The organism is Pseudomonas sp. RP-B7 (assembly GCF_059803535.1).
On sequence record NZ_JAPFHC010000001.1, the window covers coordinates 264395 to 284160 of the forward strand.

The 19766-nt window shown below is 56.8% G+C and carries 19 protein-coding genes and 2 pseudogenes; 14 read left to right on the forward strand and 7 right to left on the reverse strand.

The window, feature by feature from the left end:
* Positions 1-29 precede the first annotated feature (29 nt).
* From OPU96_RS01160 to kefC, 3 genes are all read left to right on the forward strand, one after another.
* On the forward strand, positions 30-248 hold the full coding sequence (locus OPU96_RS01160; protein ID WP_029290791.1) for a tautomerase family protein: 219 nt from the start codon (positions 30-32) through the stop codon (positions 246-248).
* Between the two features lie 108 nt (positions 249-356).
* Positions 357-878: a glutathione-regulated potassium-efflux system oxidoreductase KefF gene (gene kefF, locus OPU96_RS01165; RefSeq protein WP_099584293.1), complete on the forward strand. Its 522-nt coding sequence runs from the start codon at positions 357-359 to the stop codon at positions 876-878.
* Positions 879-2705 (forward strand): glutathione-regulated potassium-efflux system protein KefC, encoded by a 1827-nt coding sequence (kefC, locus tag OPU96_RS01170; RefSeq protein ID WP_099584281.1) that lies wholly within the window; start codon positions 879-881, stop codon positions 2703-2705.
* Positions 2706-2734: 29 nt separating this feature from the next.
* On the opposite strand, the gene OPU96_RS01175 is transcribed toward kefC, so the two are convergent.
* The 6 genes from OPU96_RS01175 to OPU96_RS01200 form a co-directional block, all read right to left on the reverse strand.
* On the reverse strand, positions 2735-3064 hold the full coding sequence (locus tag OPU96_RS01175; protein WP_029290787.1) for a thioredoxin family protein: 330 nt from the start codon (positions 3062-3064) through the stop codon (positions 2735-2737).
* Between the two features lie 64 nt (positions 3065-3128).
* A complete protein-coding gene (locus OPU96_RS01180) occupies positions 3129-3827 on the reverse strand; it encodes a DsbA family oxidoreductase (RefSeq protein ID WP_029290786.1) in 699 nt (232 codons plus the stop codon).
* A 3-nt stretch (positions 3828-3830) separates the two neighbouring features.
* Complete coding sequence (locus tag OPU96_RS01185; RefSeq protein WP_029290784.1) at positions 3831-4421, reverse strand: TetR/AcrR family transcriptional regulator; 591 nt, start codon at positions 4419-4421, stop codon at positions 3831-3833.
* Between the two features lie 92 nt (positions 4422-4513).
* On the reverse strand, positions 4514-5287 hold the full coding sequence (locus OPU96_RS01190) for an SDR family NAD(P)-dependent oxidoreductase (protein ID WP_029290782.1): 774 nt from the start codon (positions 5285-5287) through the stop codon (positions 4514-4516).
* A gap of 72 nt (positions 5288-5359) precedes the next feature.
* Positions 5360-5914 carry an OsmC family protein gene (locus OPU96_RS01195; protein WP_029290780.1) on the reverse strand — a complete coding sequence of 185 codons (555 nt, stop codon included), beginning with the start codon at positions 5912-5914 and terminating at the stop codon, positions 5360-5362.
* A gap of 702 nt (positions 5915-6616) precedes the next feature.
* A complete protein-coding gene (locus OPU96_RS01200; RefSeq protein WP_029290777.1) occupies positions 6617-7177 on the reverse strand; it encodes a TetR/AcrR family transcriptional regulator in 561 nt (186 codons plus the stop codon).
* 449 nt (positions 7178-7626) lie between these two features.
* Between OPU96_RS01200 and OPU96_RS01205 the strand changes: the two genes are divergently transcribed.
* Positions 7627-7917, forward strand: coding sequence for a type II toxin-antitoxin system ParD family antitoxin (locus tag OPU96_RS01205; protein ID WP_498558507.1), 291 nt, complete (start codon positions 7627-7629; stop codon positions 7915-7917).
* 2 nt (positions 7918-7919) lie between these two features.
* Positions 7920-8276, forward strand: coding sequence for a type II toxin-antitoxin system RelE/ParE family toxin (locus OPU96_RS01210; RefSeq protein ID WP_498558508.1), 357 nt, complete (start codon positions 7920-7922; stop codon positions 8274-8276).
* A gap of 774 nt (positions 8277-9050) precedes the next feature.
* On the opposite strand, the gene OPU96_RS01215 is transcribed toward OPU96_RS01210, so the two are convergent.
* Positions 9051-9986, reverse strand: coding sequence for an AraC-like ligand-binding domain-containing protein (locus tag OPU96_RS01215; protein ID WP_226457077.1), 936 nt, complete (start codon positions 9984-9986; stop codon positions 9051-9053).
* Between the two features lie 544 nt (positions 9987-10530).
* On the opposite strand from OPU96_RS01215, the gene oxdA reads away from it, so the two are divergent.
* The 9 genes and pseudogenes from oxdA to OPU96_RS01260 all read left to right on the forward strand — a co-directional run bounded on the left by oxdA (position 10531) and on the right by OPU96_RS01260 (position 19758).
* Positions 10531-11598 carry an aliphatic aldoxime dehydratase gene (oxdA, locus tag OPU96_RS01220; protein WP_498558509.1) on the forward strand — a complete coding sequence of 356 codons (1068 nt, stop codon included), beginning with the start codon at positions 10531-10533 and terminating at the stop codon, positions 11596-11598.
* A complete protein-coding gene (locus tag OPU96_RS01225) occupies positions 11595-12464 on the forward strand; it encodes a transporter (RefSeq protein WP_226457075.1) in 870 nt (289 codons plus the stop codon). Before oxdA ends, OPU96_RS01225 begins: the two co-directional genes overlap by 4 nt.
* 117 nt (positions 12465-12581) lie before the next feature.
* Positions 12582-14096 carry an amidase gene (locus OPU96_RS01230; RefSeq protein ID WP_226457074.1) on the forward strand — a complete coding sequence of 505 codons (1515 nt, stop codon included), beginning with the start codon at positions 12582-12584 and terminating at the stop codon, positions 14094-14096.
* 80 nt (positions 14097-14176) lie between these two features.
* Positions 14177-14779: a nitrile hydratase subunit alpha gene (nthA, locus tag OPU96_RS01235; RefSeq protein ID WP_498558510.1), complete on the forward strand. Its 603-nt coding sequence runs from the start codon at positions 14177-14179 to the stop codon at positions 14777-14779.
* 41 nt (positions 14780-14820) lie between these two features.
* On the forward strand, positions 14821-15483 hold the full coding sequence (gene nthB / locus OPU96_RS01240; protein WP_226457072.1) for a nitrile hydratase subunit beta: 663 nt from the start codon (positions 14821-14823) through the stop codon (positions 15481-15483).
* On the forward strand, positions 15480-16730 hold the full coding sequence (locus OPU96_RS01245) for a GTP-binding protein (protein ID WP_498558511.1): 1251 nt from the start codon (positions 15480-15482) through the stop codon (positions 16728-16730). The genes nthB and OPU96_RS01245 overlap by 4 nt, the downstream gene beginning before the upstream one ends.
* Positions 16731-17094: 364 nt before the next feature.
* A pseudogene (locus tag OPU96_RS01250) lies at positions 17095-17757 on the forward strand (PAS domain-containing protein); the annotation flags it as partial.
* A 30-nt stretch (positions 17758-17787) separates the two neighbouring features.
* Positions 17788-18042: pseudogene (locus OPU96_RS01255) on the forward strand (methyl-accepting chemotaxis protein); the annotation flags it as partial.
* Between the two features lie 75 nt (positions 18043-18117).
* Positions 18118-19758, forward strand: coding sequence for an AMP-binding protein (locus tag OPU96_RS01260; RefSeq protein WP_305392643.1), 1641 nt, complete (start codon positions 18118-18120; stop codon positions 19756-19758).
* Positions 19759-19766: the final 8 nt, after the last annotated feature.

Sequence of the window (19766 nt, forward strand, 5' to 3'; positions counted from 1 at the left end):
ATTCCTTCACAAACATTTAGGAGAACACCATGCCACTCGTAACTATCAAAGGGATTGAAGGCGTTTTTTCCGACGAACAAAAGGCTGAAGTGATTCGCAAAGTGACTGACGCTATGGTGTCGGTTGAAGGCGAAAACATGCGCGCCCTCACGTGGGTCATCTTCGAAGAGGTGAAAAGTGGAGACTGGGGTATTGGTGGCAAACCTGTGACCGCGCAGGAAGTATTGAAGCTGCAAGCCGGTCAGTAAGGCTTCTCCTTCAGGTCATTAGCTCCCTGTTCGTTGAGTGCGGTTATGCTCAACGAACAGGGAGCTTTTTCCGTTCTTAAAGAACGCCAGGTTTGTGGGAACTACTCCGTGATTCTGATCATCTACGCCCATCCTTACCCTGATAAATCTAACGTCAACATGTTGATGCTCAAGCTGGCAGCCAACAATCCCGATGTCGCAATCCGTTCGCTGTACGACATGTACCCCGATTTCAATATCGACGTTGAAGCTGAGCAGAGGGCGGTGGAACAGGCAGATCTCCTCGTTCTGCAACACCCTCTGTACTGGTATAGCTACCCACCTCTCTTGAAGCTGTGGATCGATAAGGTTTTCACACAGGGCTGGGCCTACGGCGCGGGCGCTACTGCCTTGAAAAACAAAAAAATGCTGTGGGCCGTGACTACTGGCGGTGAGCATGATCATTTTGAAGGCGGCGACCACCCAGGTTTTGCGGTGCTGTCCCAGCCCATTCAGGCGACGGCGAATTACTGCGGGATGCGTTGGTTGAGTCCAGTCGCAGTCCATGGTGCTTACAGAGCAGATCAAACCGCATTGCTTAAACAGATCCAGAATTATGGCGAGCGCCTGACGTCATGGAGGGAAGATTGAATGGACACTCACAGTTTGATTGAAATGCTTATCTACCTGGGCTCCGCTGCCTTGATAGTCCCAATTGCCGTCCGGTTAGGGCTTGGCCCGGTTTTAGGCTACCTGACAGCCGGCTGCCTGATCGGCCCATGGGGTTTGAAGATTGTGACCGACGTGGAGTCCATCCTGCACTTTGCTGAAATTGGCGTGGTGTTGATGCTGTTCATCATTGGTCTCGAACTCGATCCCAAGCGCCTTTGGGCAATGCGCCGCATGGTCTTCGGCGGCGGCGCGTTGCAGATGCTGGCATGCGGCGCGGCCATCGCAATTTTCTGCGCTGTACTTGGCTTGAATTGGACGGCTGCGTTGTTGGTAGGGCTGACGTTGAGCCTGTCCTCGACGGCTATCGCCATGCAGGCCATGAGCGAGCGAAACATGAACTCCACCGCCGTGGGTCGCAGTAGCTTCGCCGTGTTGCTTTTCCAAGACATCGCGGCGATTCCCCTAGTTGCCATGATCCCACTGCTGGCCGCAAACGGTGGTACGCCCTCAGGTGCAGAGCTGGCCCTGTCCATTGCCAAAATCGTGGGTGCAATTGTCGCAGTGATTCTCTTGGGTCAGTACGTCTCTCGGCCAGTCCTTCGCTTTGTAGCGCGCTCAGGCCTGAGAGAAATCTTTAGTGCCGTCGCACTGTTCCTGGTGTTTGGGTTCGGCCTCTTGTTGGAAGAGGCCGGCTTATCCATGGCCATGGGCGCGTTCTTAGCCGGCGTTCTCTTGGCCAGCTCGGAGTATCGCCATGCTCTGGAAAGCGATATAGAACCCTTCAAAGGCCTGTTGTTGGGTCTGTTCTTTATCGGTGTAGGGATGTCGATTGACTTCGGCACGCTGATCGATTCGCCGCTGAAAGTCATCACACTGACCTTGGGCTTCATCCTGATCAAGCTGCTCGTGATCAAGCTCTTGGGGCGCTTCCTGAATGTCCCAAGTGACCAGCGTTCATGGCAGGCGGTATTCCTTGGACAAGGCAGTGAGTTTGCCTTCGTAGTATTTGGCGCAGCGACCGTCGCCGGCATCCTGGTCGACCCTTGGGGTAAGAGCCTGACGCTAGCGGTGGCGTTGTCCATGTGCGTGACGCCTTTGTTGATCCTTTTACTCAATCACCTGGAGTCGTCGAGCAAACAGGGCAGTAATGAAGCTGACACCATTGATCAGAGCAATCCTCGGGTCATCATTGCTGGCTTCGGTCGATTCGGTCAGATCGCTGGGCGTCTGTTGATGTCCTGTGGTTTTGAGGTAGTGGTCTTGGATCATGATCCAGACCATATCGAGACGCTGCGTAAGTTCGGGGTCAAGGTGTTCTATGGGGATGCCACCCGCCTCGATTTACTGCACGCTGCGGGTGCTGCCCAAGCCGTGGTGCTGATCAACGCCATCGATAATCAAGACGATAACCTGGCACTGACCAAGTTGGCCCAGGAGCATTTTCCATCCCTAAAACTGGTGGTGCGCGCTCGAGATATGGGGCACATCATTACCCTACGTCAGATGGGTGTGGAAGAAGTCGAGCGAGAGACATTTGAAAGCGCATTGTCCCTGGGGCGCAGGGCTTTGGAGCAACTCGGGATAGGACGCTACGAAGCTCGTGAGCGTGCGGATCGATTCCGTCGCCTTAACTTGGAAATGCTAGAAGAGATGGCCGCTCAGCCCGAGGACGATACCGAATTCAAGTACGACGCTTACAAACGAGCCAACGCTTTACTAACGGAAATATTCAATGAAGATCGCGCTCATCCAATTGACGCAGGCCCAGGAAAGGTGAGCCTTCCACGCAGCGAGTCAGATAGCTGACTGACTTACCGGTCGAGGAGGATGCTTGTTTAGCTAGCGTCCTCCAGCTCAGTGACGATTGCTTTTTTCAAGGCTGAAACTGATTTAGACCCGGCGAAGACTTTCAACAATCGGCCTTCGTGGAACACTGCCAAGGACGGCACAGTACGAATGCCATACATCTGCGCAATCGTCGGTGATACCGCAATATCAATTTTTCCAAACACTGCCAGAGCATGGAGCTTTGCTTCCAAGTCCACGAAGACTGGCTTCATCTCTTTACAAGGTTTGCACCAAGATGCTGAGAACAGTACGACACTGCTGCCTTTGGCAACAAAGCGGGCAAATTGGGGAGCGCTCAACTCAACGATACGGCTCATTTGGGTCTCACGTGTTGTGTTAAGGAAAAGGGGGCACCTTGTGAGTGCCACGTTCCGTTGCCGATCAAACTTTGCAGCCATCGACGCCGCAGACTTGGCCTATCAATGAGCTATCGTCGACTTTCGCGCTTTCTACCATTTGATTGAGCGCGTCAAGAAAAGCAGCTTCAGGTTGTGCACCGGAAACAGAGAATTCTTCGTTGAAGACAAAGAGAGGCACGCCAGAACCCAACTGGGCGGCGAAATGCTCATCCGCTTCCATCTCTACGCGCAGTTCTACAGATGACCACGCCAATTGAATTGCCGCATCCGACACACCTGCATCTTTCGCAATCACCGCCAAGCTGGCGCGATCAAAAAGTGACTTACCGTGGCTGGTGCTTTTTTCGTACAGCGCTTCCACAAGGCGCTTTTTCACTGCCCCGTCTTCAACCGCTTTCACCAAGACATGAGCATCAGCAGTATCGCCGAACATCATAGTGTCGAAGCGGTAATCCAGCCCGTCGGCCTGGCCATATTTACTCACAGTGTTCATCATCGCTGCTGCGGAATCTGGGTTGCCGAGCTTACGTTTCAGTGCTGCGACCATCGGTTCAGGGGCGTGATTTGCAGCCAGTCGATAGGCCCGAACGTTGACCTGTACATCGTCTTTCTGCGGGAAGTTTTCGAGCGCTTTTTCAAAACGACGCTTGGCAATCCAGCACCAAGGACACACATAATCAGACCAGATATCGACTACATATTTTTTCGAAGGGGTTTGCATAATTTATCCTGCACGGAGAAGTGAAGATTGCATTGCGGCTATTTCAAGCAGATGGTTAAAGCCAGCCAACGGGTCGGCTGAGCGACCCAGTGTCCAATCAATGAGGCTTGCTCCCTCCAGCATGCTCAGCAGCATGAAAGCGAAGTGCTCAACAGATGTTCCCAGCAACCAGCTGTGCTGCCGGACTGCGTCATTGAGGGTGCTTTGGAGCCAGGTGAGCTGCGAATTGAAGAAGTCCCTTGTGAGGCCTTGGAGCGACAAAGGCAACGCAGCCATTTCTGCCGCCAAGGCGCCGCATAACGGCAGCAGCCCCTCATTCGCGCTTATCACGAAAAGTCGGGAAAAAGCCTGTAAGCGCTGCTGTGGCTCGGGATGCATGATCTCGATTGACACCAACGTCTCGTTGAACCGAGCGATGTAGTCGTTGATAAGCTCCGCGCCTAAGCACTCCTTGGTAGGAAAGTGATGGTGAATACTGGCTTTTCTAATACCGACTTTCGCTGCGAGATCCGCGTAACTGAACGCTGAGTAACCCTTTGAGCGCATCTGGGTTTCCGCGTAGCTCAGCAGCGCGGCTTTTGTCGTGATAGACATTTGAAACTCCTACAGCCAGCACCCTTGTCACCGAAGCAACTGCTGGAACGCGCCCCAATGAGAGGCGCTTCACGCAGCGCTTGCCTCGGTGTTTAGGCACGTACCGCCATCACCCCTGCATCAACATCCCAGATAGCACCGGTCACCCAGGAGGTTTTATCGGATAGTAAGAAGAGGATGGTATTGGCGACGTCTTCAGGAACACCGACTCGACCCAGTGGGTGGAAATCGTTTAGCGACTTCATCGCATCCGGGATCGCTTCCTTGTCCATGAAGCCTTCATAGATCGAGGTGTGAACGATGCCAGGCGAAACGGCATTGACTCGGATACCTGAGTGAGCCAATTCAATTGCCAGGTTTCGAGTGACTGCGTGCAGGCCCGCCTTGGCCATCGAATAAGCAGTTGCTGGAGAGCCGGCCAGCGCAGCTTGCGCGCCAATCGAACCGACGTTGACAATGGAGCCTTCGCGCTTGGCAGCAAGCATATTTTTGACCACTGCCTGCGTGATAAAGAATGTGGCGCGGTTCAGATCCAGGTACATGTCGTAGTCAGCCTCATCGTGCTCGATGAAAGGCTTCGGAATGAATATGCCTGCAGAGTTCACCATAAAGCCGATGTCACTGTGGTTGGCATTGATTTCGCTGCGTACATGATTCATCCCTTCCTCGGTCATGAGGTTGGCAACGATCACTGATACGTTCCCCAGCGGACTCAGCTCGGCGCGCACAGCATCGGCTTTATCCTGTTTACTGCCGGTGAGAACCACGCTGCCACCCGCCTTTAAAAACTGGCGCGCTGTTTCCAGACCCATGCCGCTCGTGCCGCCGACGACCAACAGTTTTTTGCCTTTAAAAAAATCGTCCATTACAGACTCCGGTATCAGATAAGTGAGAGGTGGTCAGCGGCCAGGTGCCGTGCTGACCTGTGACCAGGACAGTTAGCCTTCGATGACTTCGAGCTTAGGGAGCATGCGGATGGCTTTAGAGAAGTTGGCGTAGTTGACCGAAGTCTTGAGCACCACGTTGTGCAGCTCCTCAACACGCTCACGCGAAGCATCTGTGTGCAGGCGAATCACGACACTCACCTCGTCGTAGCCTGGGTTAACGCTTTCGTCGATCCCCAGGAAGCCACGCAGGTCGAGAGTGCCGTCGGTCTCAATTTCCAGGCTGTGAATCTTGATGCCCATCATTGCGGCATTGGCGGCATAGCCGACCGACATGCAGGCGTTTAGAGCAGCCATCAGCAGCTCCTGAGGGTTGGGCGCGGTGTTCTCGCCCAGCAATTCATTCGGCTCATCGGCTGCAATTTCAAAATCGCGGGAATAGGTCTCACCGGCCAAGCTGTAACGGCTGACTTTGGCTACAGAACGGGTCTGACCCTTCCAAGCGGTTTTAACGTTGAAGCTTGCGTGGCGCTTGGTCGCATCACCAGCAACGCCTTCGGCGAAATTCTGGAGTGCGGCGACATCGATACCATTCAGGTTGCTGCTCATGTGGACGTTCCTCTTCAGATAAGCCGGACGATTAGACCGGAAGAGAAACAAGCCTACCAAGTAGTAGGTTGGTTTACAAGAGAGGTGACGATACCAATAGTTTTGAAAAGCTAGGCTGCATAGAGGAATTGGGAATATTGATGACAACACAGTGAGTGTCGTGACCAACAGAGTCACTTCGAAAGCGACGCCATGAAACGATCTTTCACACCTCTATGCATCGGGTGAAATTTGTGTGATCGTACGAATTGATGGCATAAGGCCGTCACCACATGGATAAAAATCAGGGAGGTTTTATGGCTGCTTATGCACCAGGGCACGTGTTGGGGCGAGATGGAGGTTCGTTTCAAGAAGTCACTTTGAACGCAGCCAAGAGCGCGGTCGTCGCTAAGCATGGACGGTACTGTACAATTCGCGATCACGAAAAAGCGCCGCCTACAAGCAAGCCTTCGCGTCATTGGCTGCAAATCTACCGCACACCAGATAATACCGAGTGATCTATTCGGTGGATTTTAGTCTGCACTAATTGATACAAGCGTAGATCGGCACGCGGCCCTGAATCAAATAACTCAAGGCCGCCTGCTCTTGGCAGGCGACCAAATCGAGAAGCTTTTGAAAGATGTACTAAAGATACAGCGATGAAAGATGCCCCCTGGAAAGGGAATGCAGCGATAGAGTCGATAAGTGTGCTTGCTAGAGTTTTCAGTGACGAAGGGTAGATAAAATCAAATCAAATCCCGAAGATTTCTCGTAATCATCGCTCATCGCCCAAGAAACAAAGCTCGCACCTTCCAAAGTATTCAATATGAACCTTGAAACTCTGATTACATCCAGGTCGGCTTTAAGCTCTCCTCGATCTTGACCCTGCTTAATGTTTGCTTGGAGCCAAGTGAGATGGATCTCAAAGAAATCCTTTGTCATTTCTTTGAGGCTTTCAGGCAGGGCCAGAAGCTCTGCGGCGAGGGCTCCACAGAGTGGGAGCATCCCGTTTAGACTGCTGTGTGCGAACATCAAGGCGAACGCATTCAGCCGGTCGACAACACTGACGTGTTCATCATTGATAGCGTCCAGCTGCTTTTTAAACCGGAACAGGTAGCTCTCGACGATGGCAATTGCCAAGCCTTCCTTGGTCGGGAAGTGATGGTGAATACTCGCTTTTTTAATGCCGATGTCGTCCGCAAGGTCGGCATAGCTGAAGGCCGCATAGCCTTTCGTGCGCAGCAGAACCTCGGCGCTGGTCAAAAGGTCTGAACGTGTACTCATGATCGTGTATCCAAATTTATCATCTAGACATCATAAATTAGTCACACCTCATAAGACAGCGTTCGCCTTGCAAAGTACTGAGCTGCCTATACTTTGTGCCTCCTGCGGAATGCTTCTTCCATCTTGAGGCCTGTACGGAAACGCGGCATAGGACAAACGTCCGCGGCGCGTTCAAACGATCGGTGAGAACGCCGGACACATCAAGCAGGGCTTGTCCAGGCTGAGGCCTCAAGGCCCACACGAATCAAACGGCCCTCAACGCCCCGCCTGCTACATCCTTTGAACTCTGTGCGCATGCAGTCCGGAGCCAGCACGCGCTGTTCGGCGCGAAGGATGACCCCGCACGACACAGTTCGTCAGATACAAGTCCCAAACTATGTGCTGGCAGGTAAAATGGCATAATATGCCAATAGTCGAAAGGACCTGTATGTCCAGAGCTGGAGCTAATCATGGCGACGCGAAACGTTGTACTCACCCCTCACCAGGAACAGGTTATCCATGACCTGGTGCAGTCCGGCCGTTATCAGAATGCCAGCGAAGTGATGCGAGAAGGTTTGCGGCTATTGGAACAGCGCGTCGCCGAAGACACCGCCAAAATTGAGGCCCTGCGTCAGGCGACCTCTATCGGCATCATGGACCTTGAGCAAGGGCGCTTTACTCAGGTGAACGAAGGGGATCTGGAGCACTACCTCGAGGGCTTGAGCCTGGAGGCAACCCTACCCGCGCGCGAGAAACACTGAGCATGTCGCAGTATCGGATTTCCAACGCGGCGGGCGCCGACATTGTCGACATCCTCAGGCTCTCCCAGACGCAGTTCGGCGATCAAGCACGCCAGCGGTATCAGGCGCTAATCCTCGCCGCGCTGCAAGCGATTGCCGACACGCCTTATCGCATTGGCAGCTACGAACGCGGTGAGCTGGCACCGGGCCTTCGCAGCTATCACCTCATCTATTCACGCCAGCAGGCCAAACAGCCCCATGGGGCGGTCAAAAGCCCACGCCATATCGTGTTTTATCGTGTAGCAAGCGACGACGTGATCGAGGTCGTCCGACTCCTTCATGACGCCATGGAAGTGCAATTGCACTTGCCTAATGACTGATCCTGGCCCAAAGGCTTAGCTGTCCATGAACAGCGAAGGTAAGGCGCCCGCCTCAACATGCAACCTGAGCGCCTTCGCTGCCCGCCGACTCAGTGGCCAATTGAAGCGGGAAGTTATGGGCCCGACCGGATTATCGAGACCCACCACCAGAAGCACGATGCGCAACGTTGCCTGCCACTTTCAATACCGAACAACCGCTTCTTAAGCGCTTTCCGTGGCCAGGCGCCTGGCATTACGCTCCGGTTGTCGATGGACACGCGGATCGATCTCTCTGGCGACCGGCGCCATTGCAACATCTCGCAGAGCATGAGCATTTCACGCTGCCAATTTCAGGACAGGTGCTGAAAGGCGGCCCGGACAACCCCGATTAAGGATATCGACTCATCTAACGACCAAGAATTTTCCAGATTCGGGTTGGTCATCCAGTACACAAAGGCGCACTGAATGCCAGTCACGGCCACCCCGCTCCGGGTCAGAAATAGCCATTCGCGATCGCTCGCCCACCCTGTGCAATTGGGGGCAAAACTGGGGGCAAAATTTGTTTTTTTCAGGCTGTAAATACCGATCTAGAGCCTAGTCAAAATGTTTTTTGGCGACCCTGAGAGTCTATAAGGCTGGTAGGACAGATTGTAGGGTACCGACGCCACCCTGCAAGCCAGGGTGGAGACCGGCAAGGAAGAACGCGAGCAGCAAGAAGAACGGCATTTAGGGCGCTTCGATTTGCCCATCTCTGTGAGCCCCCATCTTCACGTCTACTTTACAAACCCGGCAGTTTCAATTACGGCGTAAAAGCGTATTCGGCGCCACACCAAACGCCTTGCGAAACGCATGGCTGAAATGGGAGAAGTCAGAAAACCCGAAGTCCAGCGCTGCCTCGGACACACTGCGTACCTGGCCGCGTTCAATCGCTTCGCGACTGGCATTCAGACGCTCTTTCCAAATCTCTGCCACGGGGGTTTTCTGGTACCGCGCGAAGGCGCGCGTAACGGTGCGGGTGGACACATTGTGAGCCTGGGCGATGACCTCAATGGACAGGTCCGGCTCGGTCAGGTGCCGTTGGATGTACTGCATGATGCGGCCGTAGAGGTCCAGCTCTTGGTGAGTGGTCTTGAGGTCCTGAAGTTCCAGGCTGATGACCAGAAGATCGAGCAACGCCTCTGAATAGCGCGTTGAGATGCGTTCATCCTGCAACGACGCAGGCGTACTCGCCGCCTGGCGTAACATTTCCCGCAACGGGATCACGCCAGGCCGTCGATCGTCGAGGACCATCGCGGTGTACTCGGCAATACGTGGCAGGCGTTCGGTCAGCAATGCTCGCGGAATACGGATCAGGTGGTTTTCGGTACCACCCAAGCTGAATCGAAACGCTTGAGTTGCGTCATAAAGAAACAAATTGCCAACGGCCAAGCTGGCTTTTCTTCCGCCCTGTTCAATTTGGCCGTGGCCGTTTCGGGCAAAACCCAACCATAGATCTTCAGCCGGACCGCTACGCAGATGCCGCTCGGAGCGCTCCCAATAATGCAGTGGCGATGACAGTGAACAGATGTCCAGACTGCCTAAAGTATTGATCGCGAGCGCGCCATCGAAACTGCTCTGGGACAACGGTTTGCTATCGGCCGCCAGGCAATGGCGGCAGACCACTTCTTTCCAGTAATCAAAGCGACGAGGTGCGGCAACGGTAAGGGTCGAATACTGGGTGCTTGGGTTCATGACACTGACCTCGGTACAGCGATGCAGTAAGAGCTGGAAAAGGTGTAACCGGCTTGTCGGCGCTAGCAATTAACAGGCCAAGCACTTTCTGTCGCCCTCGCCTACTCATCTCGCCCCCACCCTGCGTCCAAGTGTGGATGTCAGTACTCTCATCGTCCCCAATAAGAGGCACAGAAGGCTGAGCTTTAGACATTGGCGCACCAACGCCGATCACCGGTGATGGTCCCTTCTGGTGTTGTCTTTTCCAACCAAGCGGTTGTCTTGACGAACCAAGCGGCGCCTCGCCGTCACGCCTAATTTCGACCTCACAGCAGCTCATACCCCGCTGATGAGGCACGCCATGCATCGACACTGTTCACAACGATTGGCTGATTCCTCCTGGCTTCTGCACAGGCGCGATCTTGCACCAGAAGAGTCGGCTTGCTGGTTGATTGAGTGGGGAGCCATGAAGCTGCTGCACCGACGGCAGATCGCCAAACGCAGTGCGTCGGCAAAGCGCTAAAGCCCAACCGCAGGCCTGAACCAAAATAACGAGGAGCTAAATATGGAATCTGCAATCGACACACATCTCAAATGCTCACGCAGCCTGTCCCGCCGTGTGCCGGACGAGTATCAACCTCCGTTCCCGATGTGGGTTGCGCGCGCCGACGAGCAGTTGGAACAAGTGGTGATGGCCTACGTCGGCGTGCAGTATCAAGGCGAGGCGCAGCGCGAAGCGGCACTCCTGGCCATGCGTCACATCGTAGGCAGTTTCGACCTGGCCGATGGCCCTCAGACCCACGATTTGACCCACCACACCGACAGCAGCGGCTTTGATAACTTGATTGTCGTCGGCTACTGGAAAGACCCGGCGGCCCACTGCCGCTGGTTGCGCAGCACGCCGGTGAACGACTGGTGGACGTCAGCGGATAGGCTCAACGACGGCCTTGGCTATTTTCGTGAAATCAGCGCACCGCGCGCCGAGCAGTTCGAGACGCTGTACGCCTTCCAAGACAACCTGCCCGGCGTCGGCGCGGTCATGGATGCAACCAGTGGCGAAATCGAAGAGCACGGTTACTGGGGCTCGATGCGCGACCGTTTTCCGATCTCCCAGACCGACTGGATGAAGCCTACAAGTGAGCTGCAAGTGATCGCCGGTAATCCAGCCAAAGGCGGAAGGGTTGTGGTACTGGGGCATGACAACCTCACATTGATTCGTTCCGGCCAGGACTGGGCAGACGCCGAGGCGGACGAACGCTCGCTGTACCTCGACGAGATCCTGCCTACCTTGCAAGACGGCATGGACTTCCTGCGTGACAACGGCCAACCGCTGGGCTGCTACAGCAACCGGTTCGTGCGCAATATCGACCTGGACGGCAACTTTCTCGACGTCAGCTACAACATCGGTCACTGGCGCTCGGTGGAGAAACTCGAACGCTGGGCCGAATCCCACCCGACCCACCTGCGTATTTTCGTGACGTTCTTTCGCGTGGCTGCGGGCTTGAAGAAGTTGCGGCTCTACCACGAAGTGTCCGTGTCGGACGCCAAGAGCCAGATTTTCGAGTACATCAACTGCCATCCGCACACCGGGATGTTGCGCGATGCGGCTGCCGCGCAAGGAGAACGGCCATGAAATTCAGTCGAGTCCTACTTGCGCTGGGAATGTTGCCGTTTGCCAAAAGCCAGGCCCTTGAAGTATCGCCGGGGGATTTCGAACCGCTGCCCGCAGGCGCCGATGCCGTACTGTTTTACTACCAGCATGCCGACAGGTCCGATCTCTATCAGAACGGCCATCGGACCTCCGACAACGCCAAGCTCAGCTCCGACGTGGGCATCCTGCGTTACATCCATGCGATAGGTCTTTCCGAGAACCTTTCATGGGAGCCGCAGATTTTGCTGCCGTTCGGCTACATGAACGCCTCCGGCGATGTCGGTGCTTTGGGCGACAGCCATGGCGTGGGTGATCCGATTATCACCGCCCCACTCAAGTGGACATTACCCACGGCAAACAAAGATGTGTTTGCCCTGGCCCCTTACCTGTACATCCCCGTCGGCAGCTACAACAAAAACGATGCGTTGAACCTGGGCGAGAACCGCTGGCGGGCGACGTTGCAAGCGGCCTACATCCACCACTTCTCAGCGCAGTGGGCGCTGGACACCGTCGCCGACGTGTCCTGGGTCTCGACCAATAACGACTACGGCCCCACCCGCGCAAAACTCGAAGAAAACACGCGCTACGAGTACCAGGCAGCCGTGCGCTACAACTGGACGCCAAGCACCACGTTTGCACTCGGCGCAGGCTATGTCAGCGGGGCCGCGACCACTGTGGATGGCGTTGACCAGCACGACGGTGTCTCGACGTCCTACGCCCGTTTCACGGTCACTCACTTCATCGACCCCACCCTGCAGATCCAGGCTCAGCTCGGCAAGGACATCGAGGTGGAGCAAGGCTTCAAGGAAGGTGCGCGCCTGAATCTGCGCGTGTTGAAAGTGTTCTGAGTCCCGGTGTCCTTTTCAGCCAAATGAGTGTCCTGCTCAACCATGCGAATACGGTGATAGACGCCTAATTTGGCCTCTATTGCTTCCCGGACTGAATTGATAAAAGACAGGAAAATCATGGCCATTATTCGTCCCACACGTGATCAGTTGGTCGCCATCGCGGCCCAGTTGAACATGCAATTGACCCACGAGCAGGCGGCGTCCTACCTGGATCTGATGCAACCGAGTTTCGATGCCTACGACCTGGTCGACGAGCTATGTGATTTCGTGCCGCCCATACGTTACGACCGCAGTGCGGGCTATCGTCCCTCGAACAAAGAAAATCCGCTGAATGCCTGGTACTACCGGACTGAAGTGAATGGCGCCCGTGACGGCCTGCTGGCGGGCAAAACCGTCGCGCTCAAAGACAACGTCTCCTTGGCTGGCGTGCCCATGATGAACGGCGCCGCACCGCTGGAAGGTTTTGTGCCGGGTTTTGATGCCACCGTGGTTACGCGATTGCTCGATGCCGGCGCAACCATCCTCGGCAAAGCCACGTGCGAACACTACTGTCTGTCAGGCGGCAGCCACACATCTGACCCTGCCCCAGTGCACAACCCACATCGCCACGGTTATGCCGCTGGCGGCTCATCATCGGGCAGTGCGGCATTGGTCGCCGCCGGCGAGGTAGACATCGCAGTGGGCGGTGATCAGGGCGGGTCCATACGTATCCCGTCGGCCTTTTGCGGGACCTACGGCATGAAGCCAACCCACGGCCTGGTGCCCTACACCGGCATCATGGCGATTGAAGCCACTATCGATCATGTCGGCCCCATCACCGCCAACGTGCGCGACAACGCGCTGATGTTGCAGGCCATGGCCGGCTCGGATGGGCTCGACCCACGCCAAGCGGCGCCTCAAGTCGATGAGTATTGCCGCTACCTCGAGCGGGGCGTCAGCGACCTCCGAATCGGCGTGTTGCAGGAAGGCTTCGCGCTGGCCAACCAAGATCCCCGCGTGGCCGACAAAGTGCGCGAGGCCATCGCCCGCCTTGAGGCATTGGGCGCGCAGGTCGAGCCGGTATCCATTCCCGAACACAACCTGGCTGGTTCGCTGTGGCACCCCATCGGTTGCGAAGGCTTGACCATGCAAATGATGCATGGCAACGGCGCGGGCTTTAACTGGAAAGGTCTGTACGACGTCGGCTTGCTGGACAAACAAGCCGGCTGGCGCGAACAGGCCGACCAATTATCCGCGTCGCTCAAACTGTGCATGTTCGTCGGCCAATACGGCCTGACCCACTACAACGGACGTTACTACGCCAAGGCACAAAACCTTTCCCGCTTTGCCCGGCAAGGCTACGACAAGGCGCTGCAGACTTATGACCTGCTGGTGATGCCAACCACCCCCATCACGGCCCAACCCCACCCTGCGGCGGGCTGCTCGATCACCGAATACGTGGCGCGGGCGCTGGAAATGATCGGCAACACTGCGCCACAGGACATTACCGGGCATCCGGCCATGTCGATCCCGTGCGGCCTGGTAGACGGCCTACCCGTCGGGTTGATGCTCGTGGCCAAGCACTATGCCGAAGGCACAATTTACCAGGCAGCGGCGGCATTTGAAGCCTCGGTGGACTGGCGCACACTCTGAGTTTCCTAGCTGAAAAAAAATAAGAAAGACCGGTACGTTTCAATCACACCCCAACCGCGTTGACTGATAGGAGAGAACCAATGAGTCCATCCACTTCCACACCTGTGAGCCCTTCAACGCCCGGCGAACGGGCCAGGGCATTGTTTCAAGTACTCAAAAGCAAGGAGCTCATCCCGGAGGGCTACGTCGAGCAGCTCACACAATTGATGGAACACGGTTGGAGCCCGGAGAACGGCGCCCGCGTGGTCGCCAAGGCCTGGGTCGATCCGCAGTTCCGCGCGCTGTTACTCAAGGACGGGACCGCTGCGTGTGCCCAGTTCGGTTATACCGGCCCGCAGGGCGAATACATCGTCGCATTGGAAGATACGCCGCAGGTGAAGAACGTCATTGTCTGCAGTCTGTGCTCCTGCACCAACTGGCCGGTGCTCGGCCTGCCACCTGAGTGGTACAAGGGCTTTGAGTTCCGTGCACGCCTGGTCCGGGAAGGACGCACCGTATTGCGCGAACTGGGCACTGAGTTGCCGAGCGACATGGTGGTCAAGGTTTGGGATACCAGCGCCGAAAGCCGCTATCTGGTGTTGCCGGTAAGGCCTGAAGGCTCCGAGCACATGAGTGAGGAGCAGCTTCAGACACTGGTGACCAAAGACGTGCTGATCGGTGTCGCCCTGCCCCGCGCTGACTGAGAAAAACAACGCATCATCGTTCAATTCCCGGAGTTTCTATTATGGATGGCTTTCACGATCTCGGCGGTTTCCAAGGCTTTGGCAAAGTCCCCCACACCATCAATAGCCTGAGCTATAAACAGGTATTCAAGCAGGACTGGGAGCACCTGGCCTATAGCCTGATGTTTATCGGTGCCGACCACTTGAAAAAGTTCAGCGTGGACGAAGTGCGCCATGCCGTCGAACGCCTGGATGTTCGCCAACATGTCGGCACCCAGTATTACGAACGCTATGTCATCGCCACCGCGACCCTGCTGGTCGAAACCGGTGTGATCACCCAGGCCGATCTCGACCAGGCGCTGGGTTCCCACTTCAAGCTGGCGAACCCAGCACATGCTCAAGGTCGCCCGGCTATCACTGGTCGAGTCCCCTTTGAGATTGGCGACCACGTGGTCGTGCGCGACGAATATGTGGCCGGGCATACCCGCATGCCAGCCTACGTGCGCGGCAAGCAAGGCGTGGTGGTGCATCGCACATCCGAACAATGGCCATTCCCGGACGCGATTGGCCATGGCGATACGAGCGCGGCGCATCAGCCAACCTACCATGTTGAGTTCCGTACATTCGATCTGTGGGGCGACGCGGCAGACGAGGGCTTGGTGGTGGTCGATCTCTTCGAAAGCTACCTGGACCACGCCCAGGGCAGTCGAGTGGTGAACGCATGATGAACGGCGCCCAGGCGAGCCGACTGCCGGTGACCGTGCTTTCCGGCTTCCTCGGCGCCGGCAAGACCACCCTGCTCAACCATATCTTGCGCAATCGCGAAGGTCTGAGAGTGGCGGTCATCGTCAATGACATGAGTGAGGTCAACATCGATGCCGCAGAGGTGCAACGCGATGTATCGCTGCACCGTGGCCGTGATGAATTGATCGAGATGAGCAATGGTTGTATCTGCTGCACGCTACGCGCTGATTTGCTGGAGCAGATCAGTACCCTGGCACGTCAGCAGCGCTTCGATTACCTGCTGATCGAGTCCACGGGGATCTCGGAGCCGATGCCGGTGGCAGAGACATTCGCCTTCCTCGACGCCGAAGGTTTCAGCCTCAGCGAATTGGCACGGCTCGATACGTTGGTGACGGTGGTCGATGGCAGCCGTTTTCAGGCGTTGCTGGAGTTACCGGACACCGTGGTCCGCGACGACGTACAGGAAGACGCACCCAAACGCCCTCTGGCGGATCTTCTGATTGAGCAGGTGGAGTACGCCAACGTCATTCTTGTCAACAAACTGGACCTGATCGGCGCACCGGCCTATCAGGCGCTGCACGCGATCCTCGCCGGCCTTAACCCGACCGCGCGGATTGTGCCAATGACGCAGGGTAATGTCGGGTTATCCAACATCCTCGGCACCCACCTGTTTGATTTACCCAGTCTTGCGGCCTCGCCGGGTTGGATGAGGAAAATGGAGATTGAAGACGCACCGGCCGCCGAGTCGGACGCCTATGGCGTGACGTCTTGGGTGTACCGCGAGCGTGCCCCTTTTCACCCTCAGCGCTTGTTCGACTTTCTCAGCCGCCCCTGGAACAACGGGTGCCTGTTACGCAGTAAAGGTTACTTCTGGGTAGCCAGCCGACACCTGGAAACCGGTCTGCTGGTGCAGAGCGGCAAACAATTCCAGTGGGACTATGTGGGGCACTGGTGGAACTTCATCGAGCAGTCGCAATGGCCACGGGATGAGTATCGGTTGCAAAGCATCATGACCAAGTGGGACAGCATTGTCGGCGATTGCCGACAAGAGTTGGTTTTCATCGGCCAAGGCCTCGATACCCACGCGTTACAGCGCGAACTCGACCATTGCCTGCTGAGTGCTGAGGAAATCGCCGGCGGTCCGTCAACTTGGCAGAACTTGGCGGGGGCGACGGCCTTTGACGCCCGGACCATGTCGGCACGTCCCAGGCACCGCCTCGAGGGCTGATCCGACTTGACAGAGATAGAGGTGTTCCATGCTTTTTTTTAGCCGAACCACCCGTTGGGTGTTGGCGCCACTCGCCGACAGGCTGGAACAGCCTGACCAGACGAGCACGCCGTTATCGTCAAGCAACCCGATATTACGCCGCATCTTGGCCGGCGCAGAGCAACTGCTTCAGGAGCGGCGAGCGCTGAAAGACCAAACCCAGGCACTCGCCTTGGAAGTTGCCCAATTGCAGGAGCACCTGGCCGGTCGCGACCAGCATGTGCGCCAAATGGAAGCGTACTGGGCCCTGATCAGCAGAGGCGCGGGTGAACTGTTCTGGGCGCTGGAGCTGGAGGGAAGCACTACCCCCGAGCCGGAATGCGCGATGCAATGGACGGGGCTTGCGTCGATCCAGGTCCAGGGCATTGATCAACTGGGCCGTTGGAGCGAACAGTTGCACGCGGCTGACCGGCAAGCGCATCTGGAAGCGCTTAACCAGCATCTCGCCGACCGCAGCGGGCGAACACCGTTTACGTTAGACGTGCGCATGAAGCCTGCATCCGGCGGCGACTATCGCTGGTGCAGGGTCAGCGGCCTATCGCGACGCGACGAGCAAGGCATGCCACTGGCCATCGGCGGAACCGTTCGTGACGTGCACGAACAGCACCTGCACAACGAAGCACTCGAACTGGCCGCAACACGTTTCGAAATTTCCCGGGAAATGCTGCATGACGGGCTATGGGATATCGAGGTTGTAGCCGGCGACCCAGCGAACCCGAAAAACACCATTTGGTGGTCGTCGCAAATGCGTCGGCTGCTGGGATGCAACACGGTTGAGGAGTTCCCCAACACCCTGGAAAGCTGGACCTCGCGCTTGCATCCCGAGGATAGCGCGCGGGCCATCGGCGCGTTTGTGGCACACGTCGACGATCGAAGCGGCAAGACACCGTTCGATGTGGACTATCGCCTGAAACACAAAAACGGCACGTATCGCTGGTTTCGTGGCCGAGGACAAACGCGTCGTGCGCAGGACGGCTCCCCACAAAGGGTGGTGGGCGCCATCACCGATATCCATGCCCACCATGAAGAAACCGCGATGCGCGAGGCGCAGGCACAACAGCATCGGGTCATGCAGGAAACCCTCAGCAAGCTGACGCAGATTGTCGCCACCATCCAGGGCATTGCCAGCCAGACCAACCTGCTGGCGCTGAACGCCGCCATCGAGGCGGCACGAGCAGGCGATGCCGGGCGCGGGTTTGCGGTGGTCGCCGACGAAGTGCGCAAACTGGCCACGCGAACCAGCCAGGCGACCCAGCAAGCGGCCGAGATGATGGACAGCTAGCCCCTTGAACATCTGCGCGATGGCGTGGGTACAGAACCTATTTCAACAATAACAACCAGGTGTGTTATGCGCGATTACGACTCAGCAGTGACCTCTTTCGACTATCTACAGCTGGCCACTCAGGACTTGCATGGCGAGTTGACTGCGTTGAACGCCTGCGTCGAATGTTGCGACCGACACACCCACGGGAATGCCGTGGCGTTGTACTGCGAGACGCGGGATGGCCGCGCCACTCAGTACACTTTCAGCGAACTGCAGGCGCACGCCGCGCGCTTCGGCAATTTTCTGCGCGAGCAAGGCGTCCGGCCAGGAGACCGTGTCGCGGGCCTGATGCCACGCACGGTGGAACTGTTGATTGCCATTCTGGGCACTTGGCGCATCGGGGCGGTCTACCAGCCGCTCTTTACCGCATTCGGTCCCAAGGCGATTGAGCAGCGATTGGGTTGTTCAAACGCACGCTGGATCGTGACCGACGCCCTCAATCGCCCCAAGCTGGACGAAGTCACCGACTGCCCGCCCATCATCGTGACCGACGGGGCCGTAAAGCACCCGAGCGATTACGACTTCTGGAGCACAATGGAACGTCAACAGGCTGAATGCACACCAACGTTACTGGACGCCAACGCACCTTTCCTGCTGATGTGTACTTCGGGAACCACTGGGCCGGCCAAGCCGTTGGAAGTGCCTTTAAGCGCCATCCTGGCCTTCAAGGGCTATGTGCGGGACGCCATCGACCTGCGCGAGGAAGACCATTTCTGGAACCTCGCCGACCCTGGCTGGGCCTACGGTTTGTATTACGCAGTCACCGGCCCGTTGGCCTGTGGCCGTGCCACGCTGTTCTATGATGGCCCGTTCACGGTGGACACTACCTGCCGGATCATCGCCAAGTATGCGATCACCAATCTGGCCGGCTCGCCCACGGCCTATCGCTTGCTGATCGCGGCGGGAGCCGAGTTTGCCGACGCCGTGCGTGGCCAACTGCGTGTGGTCAGCAGCGCTGGTGAACCGCTCAACCCGCAAGTCATCCGATGGTTTGCCGAACAGCTCGGCGTGGTCATTCACGACCACTACGGCCAGACTGAAATCGGCATGGTGCTGTGCAATCACCACGGCTTAAAACACCCTATCCGTGAAGGCTCGGCAGGCTATGCGGTGCCGGGGTACCGCATTGTTGTGCTGGATGATGCGCAACGGGAATTACCGACGGGCCAGCCCGGCGTACTGGCGGTGGACCGCGAGTGCTCACCCCTGTGCTGGTTCAACGGCTACTTCGGCATGCCCACCAAGGCCTTTGTCGACCGCTATTATTTGAGCGGCGATATCGTTGAGCTTAATCATGACGCCAGTATCAGCTTCGTCGGGCGCAACGACGACGTGATCACCACGTCCGGCTATCGTGTCGGGCCTTTCGATGTTGAAAGTGCGCTCATCGAACACCCGGCTGTTGTCGAAGCCGCCGTGATCGGCAAACCCGACCCGCAACGCACCGAGCTGATCAAGGCGTTTGTCGTGCTGAACACTCAGTACCCGCCAAGTGCCGAGTTGGCTGAAATCCTGCGCCTGCATGTCCGCCAGCGCCTGGCTGCACATGCGTACCCACGGGAAATCGAGTTCGTCGAACAACTGCCCAAGACACCCAGTGGCAAGTTGCAGCGGTTCATTCTGCGCAACCAGGAAATTGCCAAACAGCAGGCACTCGACACATGACCCAGGGG

Bases quoted from the DNA above. Each gene is read 5' to 3' on its own strand.
- OPU96_RS01245 (WP_498558511.1), top strand. From the start codon at position 15,480: ATGATGAACGGCGCCCAGGCGAGCCGACTGCCGGTGACCGTGCTTTCC.
- OPU96_RS01225 (WP_226457075.1), top strand. From the start codon at position 11,595: ATGAAATTCAGTCGAGTCCTACTTGCGCTGGGAATGTTGCCGTTTGCC.
- nthB (WP_226457072.1), top strand. From the start codon at position 14,821: ATGGATGGCTTTCACGATCTCGGCGGTTTCCAAGGCTTTGGCAAAGTC.
- OPU96_RS01190 (WP_029290782.1), bottom strand. From the start codon at position 5,287: ATGGACGATTTTTTTAAAGGCAAAAAACTGTTGGTCGTCGGCGGCACG.
- oxdA (WP_498558509.1), top strand. From the start codon at position 10,531: ATGGAATCTGCAATCGACACACATCTCAAATGCTCACGCAGCCTGTCC.
- OPU96_RS01215 (WP_226457077.1), bottom strand. From the start codon at position 9,986: ATGAACCCAAGCACCCAGTATTCGACCCTTACCGTTGCCGCACCTCGT.
- OPU96_RS01175 (WP_029290787.1), bottom strand. From the start codon at position 3,064: ATGAGCCGTATCGTTGAGTTGAGCGCTCCCCAATTTGCCCGCTTTGTT.
- OPU96_RS01195 (WP_029290780.1), bottom strand. From the start codon at position 5,914: ATGAGCAGCAACCTGAATGGTATCGATGTCGCCGCACTCCAGAATTTC.
- OPU96_RS01230 (WP_226457074.1), top strand. From the start codon at position 12,582: ATGGCCATTATTCGTCCCACACGTGATCAGTTGGTCGCCATCGCGGCC.
- OPU96_RS01180 (WP_029290786.1), bottom strand. From the start codon at position 3,827: ATGCAAACCCCTTCGAAAAAATATGTAGTCGATATCTGGTCTGATTAT.
- OPU96_RS01160 (WP_029290791.1), top strand. From the start codon at position 30: ATGCCACTCGTAACTATCAAAGGGATTGAAGGCGTTTTTTCCGACGAA.
- OPU96_RS01200 (WP_029290777.1), bottom strand. From the start codon at position 7,177: ATGAGTACACGTTCAGACCTTTTGACCAGCGCCGAGGTTCTGCTGCGC.
- OPU96_RS01260 (WP_305392643.1), top strand. From the start codon at position 18,118: ATGCGCGATTACGACTCAGCAGTGACCTCTTTCGACTATCTACAGCTG.
- kefC (WP_099584281.1), top strand. From the start codon at position 879: ATGGACACTCACAGTTTGATTGAAATGCTTATCTACCTGGGCTCCGCT.
- nthA (WP_498558510.1), top strand. From the start codon at position 14,177: ATGAGTCCATCCACTTCCACACCTGTGAGCCCTTCAACGCCCGGCGAA.
- OPU96_RS01210 (WP_498558508.1), top strand. From the start codon at position 7,920: ATGTCGCAGTATCGGATTTCCAACGCGGCGGGCGCCGACATTGTCGAC.
- OPU96_RS01205 (WP_498558507.1), top strand. From the start codon at position 7,627: ATGGCGACGCGAAACGTTGTACTCACCCCTCACCAGGAACAGGTTATC.
- OPU96_RS01185 (WP_029290784.1), bottom strand. From the start codon at position 4,421: ATGTCTATCACGACAAAAGCCGCGCTGCTGAGCTACGCGGAAACCCAG.